Origin of the sequence: Variovorax multivorans, from assembly GCF_051216835.1 — a bacterium.
Classification (GTDB): domain Bacteria; phylum Pseudomonadota; class Gammaproteobacteria; order Burkholderiales; family Burkholderiaceae_C; genus Variovorax.
Window position 1 is genome coordinate 88,638 of the sequence record NZ_JBPJZL010000013.1, and the last position, 16,427, is coordinate 105,064.

Genomic DNA, 16,427 nt, shown 5'->3' on the forward strand with positions numbered 1-16,427 from the left:
TCTCCGTCTGTGGTTATCTGACGGCCTCTTGCGTGGCCGCCGCGGTGCTCGTCTGTTTACTTCTTGCGCAGCGCCTCGAGCAGCGCGACCGCGCGGTCAGTGCGCACGTCGTGCTCGGCCGCCATCTGTTTCGCGATGCTGTCGACCTCGTCCCCGGTGGCGCCCGCGACCAGAGCGATGTTGCGGGCATGCAGCGCCATGTGGCCGCGCTGGATGCCTTCGGTGGCGAGCGCGCGCAGCGCGCCGAGGTTCTGCGCGAGGCCCACGGCCACCGCGACTTCGCCCAGCTCCTGTGCCGACTTCACGTCGAGAATCTTCAGCGCGAGCCGTGCGAGCGGGTGTGTCTTGGTCGCACCGCCGACCAGGCCCACCGGCATCGGCATCTCGATGGTGCCGACCAGCGCGCCCGCTGTGTCCTTCTCCCAGGTGGTCAGCGATGTGTAGCGCCCGCTGCGGCAGGCATAGGCATGCGCGCCGGCTTCCACTGCGCGCCAGTCGTTGCCGGTTGCGACGATCACCGGATCGACGCCATTCATGATTCCCTTGTTGTGCGTCGCCGCGCGGTAGGGATCGATGGCTGCGAAGGTGTACGCGTCGATCACGCCCTCGACCACCTCTTCGCCGCTGCGCTCGCGCGTGGCCAGCACCGCGGGGGTCAGCCGTACGCGTGCACGCGCCAGCCGCAGGTCGGCCAGGTTCGACAGGATGCGCAGCCGCACCGTGCCGCCCGTGAGCTTCTCGACCAGCGGCGACACCGCCTCGGCCATGGTGTTGACGGTGTTCGCGCCCATCGCGTCGCGCACGTCGACGATCAGGTGCATCACCACCATCGCGCCGCGCGGCGTGTCACCGAACACATGCACCTCGATGTCGCGGCAGCCGCCGCCCAGGCCGATCAGCACCTTGTCGCGGCTGTTCGCCACGGCAAGGATTTCGTCGCGCGCCTGCAGCAGCGCCAGCCGCGCGCCGTACGGATCGGTGATGCCTATTACCTGCACCTGCGCACGCATCAGCGGGCCGGTGCTCGAAGCCTCGAAACCGCCGCCCTCGCGCGCCAGCTTGGCCATGAAGGAAGCGGCGGCCACCACCGAGGGCTCTTCCACCGCCATGGGCACGAGGTAGTCGCGCCCGTTGACGGTGAAGTTGCCGGCCACGCCCAGCGGCAGCTCGAAGGTGCCGATCACGTTCTCGACCATGCCGTTGGCGCGGTCCACGCCCAGTGCGCCAGGGTGGGCGAGCAGCGCCACCTCTTCGTCACCCAGGGATGCGGCCTGCGCTATGTGGGCCAGGCGCTGCGTGGGCGTGAGTGCGCGGAAGTTGGGGATGCGGGAGTCGGCGACCATCGTTGCTTGTCTCTTCGGAAGATGAATTCGGGAGCAGGCAATTTAGGTCGGCTGTACCGCCGGTGGAAGGCACAGTTTGGCGGGACAGTGCGGACAGTGGTGCGCGAAAGCGGGCCGCTGTGTCACAGTCGGCGCCCATGACGACCATTGCCGATTCGCTCGCCAACGCCATCGAACGCCAGATCGCGAGTGGTGCCTACAAGGCAGGCGACAAGCTTCCGTCACTGCGGGAACTGGCGCAGCTGCACAACTACGCGAAGAACACCGTCGTGGCCGCCTTCGAGCTGCTGGTGTCGCGCGGACTGGTCGAGCCGAAGCGCGGCTCGGGCTACTTCGTGCGTGCGCAGCAGACCGCCAAGCCGGTGGAAGAAGACGCCGGCAGTCTCGGCCGCGCGATGGACATCGTGTGGCTCATGCGCGAGCAGCTCAAGACGCAGCCCGACGCCATCGCGGTGGGCGATGGCTTTCCACCGGTCGAATGGCTGGCCGACGTTCGGCTCGACAAGTACCACCCCAAGGTGGTCCGCACGGGGCTCGGCGCGCTGTTCCGCTACGGCAGCCGCTTCGGCTATGCGCCGCTGCGCGACCACCTCGTGCGCAAGCTGGCCGACTTCGGCATCGGCGCGGAGCCGCGGCAGATCGTGCTGACGCACGGCGCCAACGAGGCGATGGACATCGTCATCCGCTACTTCGTGCCGCCCGGCGGTAAGGTATTGGTGGACGACCCTGGCTACTACCCTCTCTTCGGCAAGCTCAAGCTTGCGGGTGCGCAGGTGCTGGGCGTGCCGCGCCTGGCCGACGGGCCCGACCTCGAAGCACTGGAGCGCCTGCTCGTTGCCGAGCGGCCGCGCCTGTTCTTCACGCAGTCGATCGCGCACAACCCCACGGGCTCCGACATCTCGCCCGCCAAGGCCTTCCGCGTGCTGCAGCTCGCGCAGAAGCACGACCTGCTGATCGTCGAGAACGATCCGCTGGCCGACTTCAAGCCCACCTCGCTGCCGCGCCTGGCCGCGCTCGACCAGCTGGAGCGCACGATCTACATCGGCAGCTTCTCCAAGTCGTTCTCGGCAGCGCTGCGCGTGGGCTTCATCGCCTGCGGCGCCGACCTGGCGAGCGACCTCGCGGACCTGAAGGCGCTGATCCACGTGAGCAGTTCGGAGTATTGCGAGCGCACGGTCGACGTCATCCTGAGCGAGGGTCACTACCAGCGGCATCTCAATCGCCTGCAGGCGCGGCTCGGCGAAGCCACGCGCAACGCGATCAAGCTGTTCGACTCGGTCGACGCAGAGGTGTTCGCGCGCACCCCGCAGTCGCTCTACGTGTGGGCCGCGCTGCCCGGCGTGGCCGACTCGCTGGCCTTTGCGAAGGAGCTGCTGCCACGCAAGATCGTGATGGCGCCGGGGCGCATCTTCAGCGTCGACTCGACGCAGGTGTCGCGTTGGTCGCGCTTCAACGTGGGCGCCATGGCCGACCCGCGCTTTGCCAAGGCGCTGCGCACCACGCTGCGCTTCTTCAGCGCTTGAACTCCCCGTGGCGACCTGCGCCACCGGCGAAGCGCGCCGCGCCGGCTTCGCCTTCGGCGAAAACCATCGGTACGCCCTGGGCACCCTCGCGGCGCAGCGCCTCTGCCAGCGACATGTCCCACTGTGCGTAGGCGGAGCGGCGGTCGGCCAGCATGCATTGCTGCGGGAACGCTGCGAGCTGGTAGGCCAGTTCTTGCGCAGCGGCCAGCGCACCGCCGGGCGGCGTCACGCGGTTGACCAGGCCCATCGCCAGCGCCTCAGGCGCGCCCACCGGACGGCCCGAAAGAATCATGTCGAGCGCGCGCCCCATGCCCACGATGCGCGGCAGCCGCACCGTGCCGCCGTCGATCAGCGGCACGCCCCAGCGGCGGCAGAACACGCCGAACACCGCGTCGTCGTCGGCCACGCGCAGGTCGGCCAGCAAAGCCAGTTCGAGGCCGCCAGCCACCGCATAGCCGTTCACCGCTGCGATCAACGGCTTCGACAGCGCCATGCGTGTGGGCCCCATCGGGCCGCTGCCGCCGCCTTCGGGGTCGAGCTCGTTGCGGCGGCCCGGGTCGGCCACGGCCGAGAGGTCGGCGCCCGCGCAGAAGTTGCCGCCCGCGCCGGTCAGCACCGCGACGCGCAGCGCGTCGTCGGCCTCGAAGCGCTCGAAAGCCTCACGCAGTTCGGCGGCCACCACGCCATCGACCGCATTGCGCTTCTCCGGGCGGTTCAGCGTGATGGTGCAGACCGTGCGGTCCACGTCGTACGCCACGTACTGCATGGCCATGCGTGCATCCTTTCGGGCTAAATTACATTAGCGTTCGCTCGGTTGCATCGTAGGAAATATTTCTCTGTTTCGCAATTATGGACAAAGTATGTAATGTGCCGGTCGCCATCCCCAGCGCGCCGGAGCTGATCCTCGACCTGCTTGTGGCCGACGGCGGCACGCTGAGCTCGCAGGCGCTGTGCCGCGCGGGCGAGCTCATGGGCATCGGCGAATCGACGCTGCGCGTGGGCCTGACGAGGCTCGCCGCCGAGGGCAAGATCGCGCGCGGTGAGCGCGGCAGCTACGCGCTCAACCGCAAGGGCCCGGCGCTGTCGCGCGCGGTCGACGACTGGCGGCACAAGCAGGCGCAGGCTGTCGCGTGGCACGGCGACTGGCTCGCCGTGCACGACGCTGGCGTGCCGCGTGCCGACAAGACGGCGTGGCGCCACCATGCTCTTGCACTGTCGCTGCGCGGCTTTGCGGCGTTGCGGCCGGGGCTGAACATCCGGCCCGACAACCTCGCGGGCGGGCTGGAGGGCGAGCGCGTGCAGCTGGCGGCCCTGGGCCTGTCGCGCACCGCCCTGGTGTTCCGGCTGGCCGATCTGGACGATGCCGCGCAGGCCGCCGCACGCAAGCTCTGGAATGTGCGTGCCCTGACGGCCGATTGCAGCCGCCTGCAGGCGGGCCTGGAACGCAGCGAGAAGCGGCTGCGCACCCAGCGGCTCGAAGTGGCCACGCGCGAGTCGCTGCTGCTGGGGCGCGCCGTGATCGCGCACCTCATCCGCGATCCGCTGTTGCCGGCCGAACTCATGTCGCCCGAACCGCGCGCCGCGCTGCTCGCCGCCACCCGTCGCTACCAGGACAAGGCACTGGTCCTGTGGCGCAAGTGGCTGGCGCTGCCGTAGCCCTTCAGTGGACGGTGCCCAGTTCGTCGAACTGCACCACGCCTTCCTTCATGACCAGCGGAATGCGCTCGCCCTGGCCCAGCAGGCAGCCGACGTCGCGCAGCGGATTGCCGTCCACCACCAGAATGTCAGCCAGTGCGCCGGGCACCAGCCGGCCCAGGCGTTCGCTCATGCCCAGCACCTCGGCCGCGACCGTCGTTGCGCTGGCGATGGCCTCGGCCGGCGACAGCACTTCGGCGCGCAGGCGAAATTCGTCGCTCTGCAGGCGCTGCGATTCGCCCAGCAGGTCGGAGCCGTAGCCCATCTTCACGCCCGCTGCCTTGTAGATTTCCAGCGAGCGCAGGCCGGCCTCGCGCACGCTGGCCACCTTGGTCACGCTTTCCTTCGGCAGCCCGAAGCTCTCGCCCTCGTTGGCCAGCGCGTCGTAGGTGACCAGGGTCGGAACCACGTACGCACCGAGCTGCGCCATGAGTTCGGCCGTGGGCGCATCGACAAGGTTGCCGTGCTCGATGGTGCGCACGCCGCAGCGCACGGCCCGCGCGATGGCCTCGGCGGTGTAGGCATGCGCCATCACATACGTGCCGCGCCCGCGGGCCTCTTCGACGATGGCGCGGATCTCGTCCTCGCTGTAGCCGAAGGCGCCCACCGGGTCGGTCGGCGAGGCCACGCCGCCGGAGGCCATGATCTTGATCTGGTCAGCGCCCATCTGCAGCTCTTCGCGGACGGCGCGGCGCACCGCATCCACGCCGTCGACCACGCGCGCCAGCGCACCGACGCGTACGCAGGTGGCGCACGCCCCGTCGTTGTTCATCAGGTAGTCGGAGCGTGCGCGCATGTCGCCATGGCCGCCGGTCTGACTCAGCGCGCGGCCGGAGACGAACAGGCGAGGGCCCTGCGCCAGCCCCGATTCCACCGCCTGCTTGAACGCAAAGCCCGCGCCGCCCGCGTCGCGCACCGTGGTGAAGCCACGGCGCAGCATGCCGCGCAGCATGGGCACGCTGCGCAGCGTGATGAGCACGTTGGGCATGTGCACCTGCCGCGAGAGATTGAGCTCCACCGCGATCACGTGCACGTGCAGGTCGATGAGGCCGGGCATCACGGTCTTGCCCTTCACGTCGATCGCGCGCGCCGAGGGGCTGTGGATAGGCTTGTCCGAAACCTCGCGGACCATGCCGCCCTCGACCAGGATGTGGTGGTCTTCCAGCAACTCGGGGCGCTGCGGGTCGAGCAGATTGGCATTCTTGAAAAGCACCATGTTCGTCATGCGAGGGACTCCTTGCTCTGTTGTGCCATCACGGCCGGCAGCGCCAGTTGCGCGAACACGCGCGCGAGCTCGACGTGCCCGGTGTCGTACCAGTTTTCCTCGTGCAGCATGTTCAGCGTGCCCAGCGTCTCGCCGCGCCAGCGCAGCGGAATGTTCAGCACGCTGCGGCAGCCCAGCGACACGATGAGCTCGTGGTCGTAGAAAACGTCGCGCAGGTCGTCGGCGTTGCGGCCGATGTAGGGCAGGCCGCGCTGCATCACCTGCTGCATCCACGGCGAATCGGTGATCGGCTTGCGCCCGCCCACCGGGTAGGCCTCGCGCATGTTGGTGTAGATGCGTTCCGACTCGCGCGCCTCGCGATGGTGCACCAGGATGGTGAAGAGCCGGTGGCCGATGGTCGCGGCCATCGCCTTCTCGAGTGCGTCGAAGGTGGCCTGGGGTTGTTGCGTGTCGGCGTGCGCGCGCGCGACGGCCGACAGCGATTCATCGAGAAGCTTGGGTTGCATGGATGCTCTGTATCAGGAAAGTTCGGCCGCTGCGATGTCTTCCAGCGAACGGCCACGCGTCGGAATGCCCATGAAGGTGACGGCCGCCGCGCCCAGCAGCAGCACCGCCGTCGTCATGCCGAACACGCCCGCGAAGCCCAGCGCCGGATAGATGAAGCCCACCAGGATCGGTGCCGTGATGCCGCCGATGCGCCCGATGGCCGACGCCAGGCCTGAGCCGGTCGCGCGCACCTGCGTCGGAAAAACCTCCGGCGTGTAGGCATAGACGCCCGCATAAGTGCCGTTCATGAAGAAGGACAGCAGCACGCCCGCCGCCATGATCTGGCCGTCGCTGTGCGTGAAGGCCAGGCCCAGCGCAGAGAGTCCGCCCAGCAGCATGTAGCTCACGATGGTGGCTTGCCGGCCGATCTTCTCGTTGAGCCAGGCGGCCGAGAAGTAGCCCGGAATCTGCGCGAGGTAGATCACCAGCGAGTAGCCGAAGCTCTTGGTGATCGTCATGCCGTTCTGGATCAGCAGGCTGGGAATCCAGGTGAAGAACGAGTAGTAGCTGAAGGTGATCGCCAGCCACATCAGCCAGGTCATGGTGCTGATGCGGATGAGCTTGCTGGAGACCAGCGTGGCGTAGTTCTTCAGCAGGCTGCCGCGGCTGTTGCTGGGCGGCGGCGCGGCCACGTCCTCGGCGTTGAGTGCTGGCAGCGCAAGGCCGCGTTGCACGGTGTCGGATTCCATCGCGTCCACGATCGTCCCGGCCTCGGCCTGCCGCCCCTGGCTTTCCAGCCAGCGCGGCGATTCGGGCAGCGCGCGGCGCCACCACAGCAGCAGCACCACCGGCATCGCCGTGATGAAGATGACGATGCGCCAGCCCTGCGGATGCGCCGGCACGATGAAGTAGCCCAGCAGCGCCGCCGCCACGAAGCCGAACGAGAAGAAGCCCGCCAGCGCCCCGGTGAAGGTGCCCCGGTAGCGCCGCGCCACGAACTCCGACAGGTAGGGCGCGATGATCGCGCTTTCGGCGCCGGCGCCGAAGCCGGCCACGATGCGCAGCCCGAGGAACACCGTCCAGCTGTCGACCATGCCGCTGAAGAGCGACGCCACGCAGTAGATCGCCAGCGCCGACATCATCACCACGCGCCGCCCAAACAGGTCGCCGCAGGTGCCGGACGCAAGCGCGCCGAAGAAGAAACCGATGAAGTTCGCACTGGCCAGCACGCCGATCTGCACGCTGCTGAGCCCCCATTCGGTACGCAATACCGGCAGCACGAAGGCGATCACCGCGGCGTCCATCGCGTCGAAGGTGTAGCCCAGTCCTCCCATGAGGAGCAGGCGCCGATGGAAACCGGAGAACGGCAGGCGCTCGATGCGGGCCGACAGCATGGTCATGTGAATCCCTCGACTTCGGTGGTGCGATGAAGCGGCAGATCGTAGGATCGCAGGGATATCACGACAAATTTATACGTGTGATTGTGTTTATAGATTCAGTGAATGGTCAGGCCGCACGATGAACTACCGCTCCGCCGATCTCAACCTGCTGAAGGTGTTCGAAGCCCTCATGACCGAGGGCAACGTCACGCGCGCCGCCAGCAAGCTGTCGCTGACCCAGCCCGCGGTCAGCAACGCGCTGCGCCGGCTGCGCGAGACCTTCGACGACGCGCTGTTCGTGCGCAGCGGCGCCGGCGTCAACCCGACGCGGCGGGCCATCGACCTGTGGGAGCCGCTGTCGCAGTCGTTGCATGCGATTCGCGGCACGCTCGACCTGGAGCGCTTCGATGCGCTGCGCAGCACCGCCAGCCTGAGCATCGCGATGTCCGACTACGTCTCGGGCATCGTGGTGCCGAGGCTCGCCGGCAAGCTCAGCAAGGCTGCGCCGTCGATGCTCATCCACGCCATTCCCAACACGCTGGTGGATTTCGACAAGGTGCTGGCCGACAACAAGGCCGACTTCGCAATCAGCGTCTATAACGAGGAAGTGCAACGGCCAGCGTTTCTCAAGTCGAGGGCGCTGTGGTCACCCGACTTCGTGTGCGTCATGCGCACCGGACATCCGCTGGCGCGCGCCGACAGGATTCCGCTGAAGAAATTCCTCGCGGCCCGCCATGTGGACGTGAGCCTGGTCGGCAAGACCACGCCGACTTACGACCTGTTCCTGCACAGCCGAGGGCTGCAGCGCAACCTGGTCGCGACGGTGAACCACTACGGCGCGGCGTACGAAGTGGTGCGCCGCTCCGACCTGATCGCGGTGCTGCCGTGGTCCGAGAAGTTCGAGCCCGCGCGCCTGGCCGGCCTGCGCCGGATGCCCGTGCCGCTGGAGGCGCCGGCACGCGTCATCGAGCTGTTCTGGCACCAGCGGCACGAGACCTCCGCGCTGCATCAGTGGCTGAAGAACACGCTGCTGGCGCTGTTCGAGCAGCCTTCATGATGATCAGGCGCGCAGCCGCACCACCTGCAGGTCGTCATCGGCAAGGGCGTGCAGGCGCGCCACGTCCGCCGCGCGGCGCGTGAGCACGGCGCGCTGGTTGATGTAGCCCTTGTCGGTGATCTCGCCCGCGTCGAGGCTCGGCGGCTCGGCCAGCACCAGTGCGCAGGCCGGGCATTGCGAGGAGCCCGCGCCTTCGTCGCGCAGCGAACGCAGCACGCCGGCGATGCGCTCGCCCAGGGCCTCCGGCGGCAGCGCCGCGCCTTGCGGGCTTGCAAACACCAGCATGCCGATCTCGTCGCGGTCGTGGCCGGTGAGCACCACGTCTTGTGCGTGCGGCGCGAGCATCGACACCAGCTTCACGCGCAGCGTGCCCACCGACACCCAGGTGCCGGTCGAGAGCTTGAAGTCTTCCGCCACGCGGCCGTTGAAGATCACGCCGTGCGCGGGCTGCGCCGGGTTCGCGAGAAAGCCGGCATCGCCGATGCGGTAGTAGCCTTCTTCATCGAAAGCCTGCGCCGTTTCGTGCGGCGCATCGCGGTAGCCTGGGAACACCGAGACGCCCTTGACGCGCATCTCCAGCTTCTCGCCGTTGGGCACGAACTTCAGCTCCAGCCCCGGCAGCGGCGCGCCGATGCAGCCGGCGCCGTCGAGTTTCCAGTGCGCGGAGGTGATGGCGGGCGAGGTCTCTGTCGCGCCCCATGAGGTGGTGAGCCACAGCGGTCGCGTGGGCCGCACCCGTTTGGCCACCGCTTCGAGCCGCTGCCATGTGGAAGGCGCGAGCGCCGCCGCCGCGTAGAAGGCCAGCCGCAACCGCGAGAACACCTCGGTGGCCAGCGCGTCGTCGGCTTCGAGAAAGGGCAGCAGCATGTCGAAGCCGCGCGGCACGTTGAACAGCAGCGTGGGCTTCACCTCGCGCAGGTTGCGCACCGTCTTCTCGATCAGGCCCGGCGCGGGCCGGCCCTCGTCGATGTAGAGCGCGCCGCCATGGCACAGCACCATGTGCAGGTTGTGGTTCGCGCCAAAGGTGTGGCTCCAGGGCAGCCAGTCGACCAGCACCGGCTTTTCCTGCGCGAGGAAGCGCCAAGTCTGCGCCATCATCTGCTGGTTGGCGCACAGCATGCGATGCGTGTTGATGACCACCTTGGGCTTGCCGGTGGAGCCGGAGGTCAGCAGGTACTTGGCGTGCGTGTCGGGCAGCACGTTGGCGAAGGCCTGCATCACGGCGGGCGTTTCCTTCGCTGCGAGCAATTGTTCGAACGACATCGCACCGGGATGCGCATCGGCGTTGCGGCTGAACACTGTGACCGCTTCCACGCCGCAGCCCGCGAGCGATGCGCCGTACACCTTCGCGTCGGATGCGTAGATCAGCCCCGGCTTCAGCGCTTGCAGCATGCCGTGCAGCCGCGACGGGTCCTTGGCCATGCGCGAGTAGGCGCTTGAGAGCGAACACGCGGTGCGGCCGATGTGCATGGTCGCGAGCATCAGCACTGCGTGGTCTATGGCGTTGTCCGAGAGGATCACGACCGGCTGACCTGCGGGCAGGTTCAGGTCGAGCAGGCCTTGCGCCACCGCGCCTACCGTTTGCCGCAGCGTGCGGTAGTCGAGCTTGCGCCAGCCTTCGCCTGTTTCGTCGCGCTCGGCGAAGGCCAGTGCGTCGGGCGTTTCCGTGGCCCACCGCTCCAGCCATTCACCGATGCAGCGCGCGTAAGACTTCAGCGCCATCGGCGAGCGCAGCGCGAAGGAGCCGTCGTCGAAGTCGATGCGAACCGTGCGGGGTGGAGCGATCAGGCTTTCGTCATTGAGGAAGTCGGTCATTTCAGTGTTCCGGGGTTTGTTCAGGGCGTGTGCGAATGACACCGGGTACTCCCCTCCGCGAATGTCCCCCGGCCTTCGGCCTCCTCCTTTATTTCGCTGCGGGGAGCACCCGGTGCCATTCGCACATGGGCGCAGTCGTTGTGCGGCTGGTTCAACCGCTGCGTCCATCGATCACGTCGATGGGGTGCCTTGCGCAGCGAAATAAAGGAGGAGGCCGCAGGCCGGGGGACATTCGCGGAGCAAGGTACCCCGTCGGCGTGATCGCACCCTGAACGAACAACGCGACAAATCGAAAAGCAAGCTTTCATCTAGTCGAGCTTGCCGGTGTCTGCCTTCGCGCGAATCAGGTTTAACAGCAGGGTGTCGCGCGCGGCTTCGAGGTCGCTGGTGCGGCGCGAGCCCAGTTCTTGTGCCACGCCTTCCGTCACCTTCTGCTTGAGTTCGGCTGTCATCGACGGCGCACCCAAGTCCTTCCACCAGTCCTCGATAGGCCCGCCCAGATGCGCGAGCACGTGCTCGATGCCGCCCGCGCCACCCGAGAGATGCAGGTTCATGAACGGCCCCATCACCGCCCAGCGCAGACCGGGTCCGTGCGCGATGGCCGTGTCGATATCGGCCACGCTCGCCACGCCTTCGTTGACGAGATGGAAGGCTTCGCGCCACAACGCGGCCTGCAACCGGTTCGCGATGTGGCCTTTCACCTCGCGCTTCACGTGGATCGGCCGCTTGCCGATGGCGGCGTAGAACGCCATCGTGCGCTCGATGGCCTCGGCCGAGGTCTGCTCGCCGCCGATCACCTCCACCAGCGGAATCAGGTGCGGCGGGTTGAACGGATGGCCCAGCACCACGCGCTGTGGATGCACGCACCCCGACTGCACGCCGCTGATCGTCAGGCCTGACGAGCTCGACGCAAGAATCGTCTCCGGTGGCGCGGCGGCATCCATGCGGCGGAACAGGTCGATCTTGAAATCCATGCGCTCGGGGCCGTTTTCCTGCACGAAGTCGGCCACGGACACCGCGTCTTCCAGGCTGTCGTGGAAGCGCAGGCGGTCCACTGAAGCACCTTCGGCCAGGCCGAAGCGCTCCAGCGTCGGCCAGTGCTGCGCCACCGCGGCGCGCAGCCGGTCTTCGGCGCCGGGCGACGGATCGGTCGCGTTCACATCGAGCCCGTGCGCGAGAAAGTACGCGACCCAGCTCGCACCGATCACGCCGGTGCCGACCACCGCCACGCGCTTCACGTTCGAAGAAGAAGTGCTCATGCTCATGCTGATTTCCACCGCGCGCAGCGGCTCTCTGCCTTCGTCGTCCATGCGGCCTCGCCGCGGATCGGCTCGACCACCTTGTAGTAGTCCCATGGTTCCTTCGACTCGGCCGGCGTCTTCACCTGCATCAGGTGCATGTCGTGCACCATCAGCCCGTCGTCGCGCAGCCATCCGCCCTTGACGAACATGTCATTGAACTTCGTCTTGCGCAATTGCGCCATCACCTTGTCGGCATCGTCGCTGCCCGCGGCCTTCACGGCCTGCAGGTACTGCAGCGCGGCCGAGTAGTCGCCGGCATGGAAGGAGGAGGGCATGCGCTTGTGCTTGTCGAAGAAGCGGCGCGCCCATTCGCGCGCCTCGGGGCTCTGGTTCCAGTACCAGCTGTCGGTGAGGTACATGCCCTGCGAGCTCTTCAGGCCCAGCGCATGCACGTCGTTGATGGTGATGATCATGCCGGCCAGCTTCATGTTCTTGCTGATGCCGAACTCTGCCGCCGACTTGATGGCGTTGACCGTGTCGCCGCCCGCATTGGCCAGCGCCAGCACCTGTGCCTTCGAACCCTGCGCCTGCAGCATGAACGACGAGAAATCGCTCGCGCCCAGCGGATGCTTCACCGAGCCCGCCACCGTGCCGCCGCTGGCCTGCACGATCTTGGCCGCGTCGTTCTGCAGCGCCGCGCCGAAGGCGTAGTCGGCCGTCACGAAGTACCAGCTCTTGCCGCCGGCCTTGACCACCGCGCTTGCAGTGCCGCGCGCCATGGCCACCGTGTCGTAGGCGTAGTGCACCGTGTAGGGCGAGCAGTATTCGTTTGTGAGGCTCGATGCGCCCGAGCCCACCACGAAGTACGGCTTCTTCTTGTCGGCCGCCACGCCGGCCATCGCAATGGCCGCACCCGAGTTGACGCCGGCGATCAGCATGTCGACCTTTTGCACGTCGAACCACTCGCGTGCTTTCGCGGCGGCGATGTCGGGCTTGTTCTGGTGGTCGGCCGTGACCAGCTCGATCTTCTTGCCGCCGATGGCGCCGCCCATGTCGGCAATGGCCATGCGGATCGCCTCGGCGCCCGCCGGGCCGTCGTAGTCGCGGTAGATGCCCGACATGTCGCTGATGAAGCCGATGCGTATCGTGTCGTCGGACACCTGGGCCGAGGCGCTTGCTGCGAAAGCCGCGCCCAGGGCGAGGGCCAGGGCGGTGCGGGAAATGTTCATGTGCTTGTCTCCGTTCGTTGTTCTTTGGTGTTGTCAGCCCAGCGCGAACTCGGGCCGCGGCGTGCCCGTGCGCGGCAGGCCCATCATCTGCCGCGCCTCGGCCGGCGTGGCCACCTCCATGTCGAGTTCGCGTATCACCCGCACGATGCGCTCGGTGAGCTGCACGTTGGTGGCCAGCTCGGCCTGGCGGAAGTAGAGGTTGTCTTCCAGGCCCACGCGCGCATGGCCGCCCAGCAGCAGTGCTGCCACGTTGGCTTCGAGCTGCGACGGGCCGATGCCGCTCACGCAGAAGATGCTGCCCTTGGGCAGGGTGTCGACCATCATCTGCAGGAAGCGCGGCGAGTAGGGCATCGCGTTCTGGAAGTTGCGGTGCACGTTCATCACCAGGTTGATGAAGTAGGGCTCGTCGTCGTGGCCTTCATCGATCAGCGTGGTCGTGTCCTGCAGGATGTGCGTGGGGCTGAACACCTCCCACTCGGGCTTGATGCCCCGCGCCTTCATGCCGGCGGCCAGTTCGCGGCCACGGGTGATGGGCGTGTCCATCAGGATCTGCTTGCCTTCGAAGCTCAGGTTGAGCGTGGTCGCATCGAGCGTGCACATCTCGGCACCGGCGTCCATGCCCTTGATGCGCTCTTCCCACGCGATTTCCCAGCGCTCGCCGGCCAGCGGCTTCACCATGTCGCCGTGCACGCCACCACCGGTGGAGTTGTTGATGACGATGTCGCTGCCGCCCGCGCGGATGCGGCTGTTGATGTCGCGGTACACGTTGGCGTTGCAGGTGGCGCCGTCGTCCGGGCGGCGCGCATGAATGGCGACCACGCTGGCGCCGGCGTTCCAGCAGCGCAGCACGTCGGCCGCGATTTCTGCGGGCTGGGTGGGGAGGTTGGGGTTCTGCGACTTGTGCGCCATGCCGCCGGTGGGGGCGATGGTCACGATCACTTTGCGCTTCGACATGGTCGGGGGCTCCTGGTGTCTTTCATGGGGGCGCGCAATTATTTTTTTGAACGCGTTTGTACTCAGTCATCGGGACGACATTTGGGGGCAGGGTTTACGCTGCGCCAAACGCTAAAGTCGCCCGTGCGCCATTGCGCACATCAAGGAGCACCAATGAAAAAACTACTGCCCATCCTCCTGGCCGCCGCGGCCGCGCTGACCTCCACCTGGACGCTCGCGCAGCCGGCAGGCCCCGCCACTTGCGAAGCCAAGCGCGAGGCCATCGGCCGCGACATCGAGGCGGCCAAGGCCAAGGGCCAGAAGCAGCGCGTGCGCGGGCTCGAAAAGGCGCTGGGCGAAGTGCGCCGCACCTGCAGCGACGCGAAGCTGGCGGCAGAGCACCAGCGGCGCATTCGCAGCCAGGAACGCAAAGTGGCAGAACGCGAGCGTGACCTGCGCGAGGCCCAGCACAAGGGCCGCGCCGACAAGATCGCAGACCGCGAAGAAAAATTGCGCGAAGCGCAGGCCGAGCTGCAACAGCTCAAGGGCGCGCAGTAAGAAGAAGATGCCCACGACCAGGCCCGCCATCCAGGCGGCATCGCTCACGATTCCCCAGTTGCTCCAGGGCTCGGCCTGGTTCCCGCTGCTCGACGTGGCGGCGGGCGAGCGCGTGCTCGACGAGATACGCGAGGTCGAAGTGGCCGCGGGTGCCGCGCTGTGCCGGCGCGGCGACACGCCGCTGCACTGGTACGGCACGCTCGAAGGGCTGCTCAAGTGGTCGATCACCTCGAGCGACGGACGCTCCGTGACCTTCGGCGGGCTCTCGGTCGGCAGCTGGTTCGGCGAGGGCACGCTGCTGCGCGCGCTGCCGCGCTCGGCCGACATCATCGCGCTGCGCCCGAGCCGCGTGGCGCAACTGCCGCTGGAGACCTTCGAGTGGCTGCACCGCACGCAGCGCGGCTTCGACCACTTCCTGCTGCAGCAGATCAACGAGCGGCTGCACTGGTTCATGGGCAACTACGCGGCGCACCGGCTGCTCGATGCCGACAGCCAGGTGGCGCGCGCGCTGGCGGGGCTGTTCCATCCGTGGCTGCATCCGGGCAGCGAGCCGCACCTGCAGACCTCGCAGGAGGAGATTGCAAATCTCTCGGGCGTGTCGCGTCAGCGGTGCAATGCGGCGCTGAACCGGCTGAAGGAAGCGGGGTTCCTGCGGATCGAGTACGGTGGCATCACCGTGATCGATCTCGAAGGGCTGCGGCGCTTCATCGAATAGCAAAAGGGAATCGGAGTACGCCCCATGCATGAATTCAGCATCTTTGCCGACTACTTCCAGTTCTACATCCAGGACGAGGCCGCGGATGGCGACCTCTCCGATGCGTGGACAGACGAAGCCGTGGAACGCATGCTTGCGACCGAAGCGGGCGTCGTCGGCATCGGCACCGTTCGCAACATGGACGTGCCCGTCACTGTCGAGATCCTCGAAGCGGAAAGCCCGCTCGATCTTGACCAGTGGGAGCATGTCGTCGAATGCACGCTGGTGACGCAGAGCGCTGATTTGGTCATCGCCGGCTGCACCGACTACTTTCCCGATGCAGCGCGCATCCCCGTTGCGCCCGGAACCTACAGGCTGCGCGCCTGCTATGCAGGCCTGGACACGCTTTCCGAAGACGGGCTGGAGGGCAGCGATCGCTACCACCTGCAGCTCTGGCCGGCGCCGGCCATCGAACTGACTGTTCTCAAGCAGCGCGTGGCCTGATTTCTCACAGCGTCAGCTGCAACCACGTGCGGGCGCACCCTACTACACGCCCAGCAATTCCTCCAGCACATGCGGCTCGGCCAGCAGATCCGCCGAAGCCCCGTGCCGCACGATCTGCCCCTTCTCCATCACCACCGCAAGATCGGTGTGGGCCAACACCTTGCGGTAGTCGCGGTCCACGATCAGCGTGGCAATGCCAGTCGCACGGATCTCGCCGATCACGCGCCAGATCTCGGCCACGATCAGCGGCGCCAAACCCTCGGTGGCCTCGTCCAGGATCAGCAGGCGCGGGTTGGTCATCAGCGCGCGGCCGATGGACAGCATCTGCTGCTCGCCGCCCGACAGCTGCTGGCCGCCGTGCGACAGCCGCTCGGCCAGGCGCGGAAAGGTGGTCATCACGCGGTCGAAGGTCCACTCGCGCCGTCCGTCGATGCCGGCGCGTTCGCTCATCACGAGGTTCTCGCGCACCGAGAGGTTCGGGAAGATGCCGCGCCCCTCGGGCACGTAGCCGATGCCCAGTCGCGCCATCTTCTCGGGCGGCAGGCCGGTGACGGTGCGGCCGTCGACCTGCACTTCGCCCGAAGCGGGGCGCACGTAGCCCATCATCGTGCGGATCAGCGTGGTCTTGCCCATGCCGTTGCGCCCGAGCAGGCCGACCGAGGTGGCCGCCGGAATGCCGGCGTGCACGCCGCGCAGGATGTGGCTGTTGCCGTAGTAGGTGTTGAGGTCGCGGACGATGAGCATG

Annotated in this window: 16 protein-coding genes; 6 read left to right on the forward strand and 10 right to left on the reverse strand. The window is 67.4% G+C overall.

All coding sequences use genetic code 11. From position 1 onward, the window contains the following. Positions 1–56 precede the first annotated feature (56 nt). Positions 57–1,343 carry a hydroxymethylglutaryl-CoA reductase, degradative gene (locus tag ACSFCA_RS28375; protein WP_435461850.1) on the reverse strand — a complete coding sequence of 429 codons (1,287 nt, stop codon included), beginning with the start codon at positions 1,341–1,343 and terminating at the stop codon, positions 57–59. 137 nt (positions 1,344–1,480) lie between these two features. Here ACSFCA_RS28375 and ACSFCA_RS28380 point away from each other — a divergent pair, with 137 nt between their 5' ends. Further along, positions 1,481–2,866, forward strand: a complete 1,386-nt coding sequence (locus ACSFCA_RS28380; protein ID WP_435461849.1) for an aminotransferase-like domain-containing protein — start codon at positions 1,481–1,483, stop codon at positions 2,864–2,866. On the opposite strand, the gene ACSFCA_RS28385 is transcribed toward ACSFCA_RS28380, so the two are convergent. Continuing rightward, on the reverse strand, positions 2,856–3,638 hold the full coding sequence (locus ACSFCA_RS28385; protein WP_435461848.1) for a crotonase/enoyl-CoA hydratase family protein: 783 nt from the start codon (positions 3,636–3,638) through the stop codon (positions 2,856–2,858). The two genes, ACSFCA_RS28380 and ACSFCA_RS28385, sit on opposite strands and share 11 nt — an antisense overlap. Positions 3,639–3,733: 95 nt before the next feature. Between ACSFCA_RS28385 and ACSFCA_RS28390 the strand changes: the two genes are divergently transcribed. Next, positions 3,734–4,522 carry a PaaX family transcriptional regulator gene (locus tag ACSFCA_RS28390; RefSeq protein WP_258352006.1) on the forward strand — a complete coding sequence of 263 codons (789 nt, stop codon included), beginning with the start codon at positions 3,734–3,736 and terminating at the stop codon, positions 4,520–4,522. Between the two features lie 4 nt (positions 4,523–4,526). Here ACSFCA_RS28390 and ACSFCA_RS28395 read toward each other — a convergent pair whose 3' ends face one another. From ACSFCA_RS28395 to ACSFCA_RS28405, 3 genes are read right to left on the reverse strand one after another with little or no spacing between them, the layout of a single operon-like run. Then, positions 4,527–5,786, reverse strand: coding sequence for a metal-dependent hydrolase family protein (locus ACSFCA_RS28395; RefSeq protein ID WP_435461847.1), 1,260 nt, complete (start codon positions 5,784–5,786; stop codon positions 4,527–4,529). Next, positions 5,783–6,292 (reverse strand): GAF domain-containing protein, encoded by a 510-nt coding sequence (locus ACSFCA_RS28400; protein WP_435461846.1) that lies wholly within the window; start codon positions 6,290–6,292, stop codon positions 5,783–5,785. The genes ACSFCA_RS28395 and ACSFCA_RS28400 overlap by 4 nt, the downstream gene beginning before the upstream one ends. 12 nt (positions 6,293–6,304) lie before the next feature. Continuing rightward, complete coding sequence (locus ACSFCA_RS28405) at positions 6,305–7,672, reverse strand: MFS transporter (RefSeq protein WP_258352003.1); 1,368 nt, start codon at positions 7,670–7,672, stop codon at positions 6,305–6,307. Between the two features lie 118 nt (positions 7,673–7,790). On the opposite strand from ACSFCA_RS28405, the gene ACSFCA_RS28410 reads away from it, so the two are divergent. After that, positions 7,791–8,708 (forward strand): LysR family transcriptional regulator, encoded by a 918-nt coding sequence (locus ACSFCA_RS28410; RefSeq protein WP_258352002.1) that lies wholly within the window; start codon positions 7,791–7,793, stop codon positions 8,706–8,708. A gap of 3 nt (positions 8,709–8,711) precedes the next feature. Here the strand turns inward: ACSFCA_RS28410 and ACSFCA_RS28415 are convergent, their stop codons facing one another. The 4 genes from ACSFCA_RS28415 to ACSFCA_RS28430 all read right to left on the reverse strand — a co-directional run bounded on the left by ACSFCA_RS28415 (position 8,712) and on the right by ACSFCA_RS28430 (position 13,947). Continuing rightward, positions 8,712–10,523, reverse strand: a complete 1,812-nt coding sequence (locus ACSFCA_RS28415) for a feruloyl-CoA synthase (protein ID WP_435461845.1) — start codon at positions 10,521–10,523, stop codon at positions 8,712–8,714. Between the two features lie 308 nt (positions 10,524–10,831). Continuing rightward, positions 10,832–11,782: a 3-hydroxyacyl-CoA dehydrogenase NAD-binding domain-containing protein gene (locus ACSFCA_RS28420; RefSeq protein WP_435461844.1), complete on the reverse strand. Its 951-nt coding sequence runs from the start codon at positions 11,780–11,782 to the stop codon at positions 10,832–10,834. A 2-nt stretch (positions 11,783–11,784) separates the two neighbouring features. Then, positions 11,785–12,993, reverse strand: coding sequence for an ABC transporter substrate-binding protein (locus tag ACSFCA_RS28425; protein ID WP_435461843.1), 1,209 nt, complete (start codon positions 12,991–12,993; stop codon positions 11,785–11,787). 33 nt (positions 12,994–13,026) lie between these two features. Beyond that, positions 13,027–13,947 carry a beta-keto acid cleavage family enzyme gene (locus ACSFCA_RS28430; protein WP_435461842.1) on the reverse strand — a complete coding sequence of 307 codons (921 nt, stop codon included), beginning with the start codon at positions 13,945–13,947 and terminating at the stop codon, positions 13,027–13,029. Positions 13,948–14,100: 153 nt separating this feature from the next. Here ACSFCA_RS28430 and ACSFCA_RS28435 point away from each other — a divergent pair, with 153 nt between their 5' ends. From ACSFCA_RS28435 to ACSFCA_RS28445, 3 genes are read left to right on the forward strand one after another with little or no spacing between them, the layout of a single operon-like run. Continuing rightward, the gene (locus tag ACSFCA_RS28435; protein WP_435461841.1) at positions 14,101–14,484 is read left to right on the forward strand and encodes a DUF1090 domain-containing protein; all 384 of its coding nucleotides are present in this window, start codon (positions 14,101–14,103) and stop codon (positions 14,482–14,484) included. A gap of 7 nt (positions 14,485–14,491) precedes the next feature. Continuing rightward, on the forward strand, positions 14,492–15,199 hold the full coding sequence (locus ACSFCA_RS28440; protein WP_258351996.1) for a Crp/Fnr family transcriptional regulator: 708 nt from the start codon (positions 14,492–14,494) through the stop codon (positions 15,197–15,199). A 24-nt stretch (positions 15,200–15,223) separates the two neighbouring features. Continuing rightward, the gene (locus tag ACSFCA_RS28445; protein WP_435461840.1) at positions 15,224–15,682 is read left to right on the forward strand and encodes a hypothetical protein; all 459 of its coding nucleotides are present in this window, start codon (positions 15,224–15,226) and stop codon (positions 15,680–15,682) included. A gap of 42 nt (positions 15,683–15,724) precedes the next feature. Here the strand turns inward: ACSFCA_RS28445 and ACSFCA_RS28450 are convergent, their stop codons facing one another. After that, entirely contained in the window at positions 15,725–16,426 is a 702-nt protein-coding gene (locus ACSFCA_RS28450; RefSeq protein WP_258351994.1) for an ABC transporter ATP-binding protein, read from the reverse strand. Position 16,427 lies beyond the last annotated feature (1 nt).

Bases quoted from the DNA above. Each gene is read 5' to 3' on its own strand.
- ACSFCA_RS28375 (WP_435461850.1), bottom strand. From the start codon at position 1,343: ATGGTCGCCGACTCCCGCATCCCCAACTTCCGCGCACTCACGCCCACG.
- ACSFCA_RS28380 (WP_435461849.1), top strand. From the start codon at position 1,481: ATGACGACCATTGCCGATTCGCTCGCCAACGCCATCGAACGCCAGATC.
- ACSFCA_RS28385 (WP_435461848.1), bottom strand. From the start codon at position 3,638: ATGGCCATGCAGTACGTGGCGTACGACGTGGACCGCACGGTCTGCACC.
- ACSFCA_RS28395 (WP_435461847.1), bottom strand. From the start codon at position 5,786: ATGACGAACATGGTGCTTTTCAAGAATGCCAATCTGCTCGACCCGCAG.
- ACSFCA_RS28400 (WP_435461846.1), bottom strand. From the start codon at position 6,292: ATGCAACCCAAGCTTCTCGATGAATCGCTGTCGGCCGTCGCGCGCGCG.
- ACSFCA_RS28405 (WP_258352003.1), bottom strand. From the start codon at position 7,672: ATGACCATGCTGTCGGCCCGCATCGAGCGCCTGCCGTTCTCCGGTTTC.
- ACSFCA_RS28410 (WP_258352002.1), top strand. From the start codon at position 7,791: ATGAACTACCGCTCCGCCGATCTCAACCTGCTGAAGGTGTTCGAAGCC.
- ACSFCA_RS28415 (WP_435461845.1), bottom strand. From the start codon at position 10,523: ATGACCGACTTCCTCAATGACGAAAGCCTGATCGCTCCACCCCGCACG.
- ACSFCA_RS28420 (WP_435461844.1), bottom strand. From the start codon at position 11,782: ATGAGCACTTCTTCTTCGAACGTGAAGCGCGTGGCGGTGGTCGGCACC.
- ACSFCA_RS28425 (WP_435461843.1), bottom strand. From the start codon at position 12,993: ATGAACATTTCCCGCACCGCCCTGGCCCTCGCCCTGGGCGCGGCTTTC.
- ACSFCA_RS28430 (WP_435461842.1), bottom strand. From the start codon at position 13,947: ATGTCGAAGCGCAAAGTGATCGTGACCATCGCCCCCACCGGCGGCATG.
- ACSFCA_RS28435 (WP_435461841.1), top strand. From the start codon at position 14,101: ATGAAAAAACTACTGCCCATCCTCCTGGCCGCCGCGGCCGCGCTGACC.
- ACSFCA_RS28440 (WP_258351996.1), top strand. From the start codon at position 14,492: ATGCCCACGACCAGGCCCGCCATCCAGGCGGCATCGCTCACGATTCCC.
- ACSFCA_RS28445 (WP_435461840.1), top strand. From the start codon at position 15,224: ATGCATGAATTCAGCATCTTTGCCGACTACTTCCAGTTCTACATCCAG.
- ACSFCA_RS28450 (WP_258351994.1), bottom strand. From the start codon at position 16,426: ATGCTCATCGTCCGCGACCTCAACACCTACTACGGCAACAGCCACATC.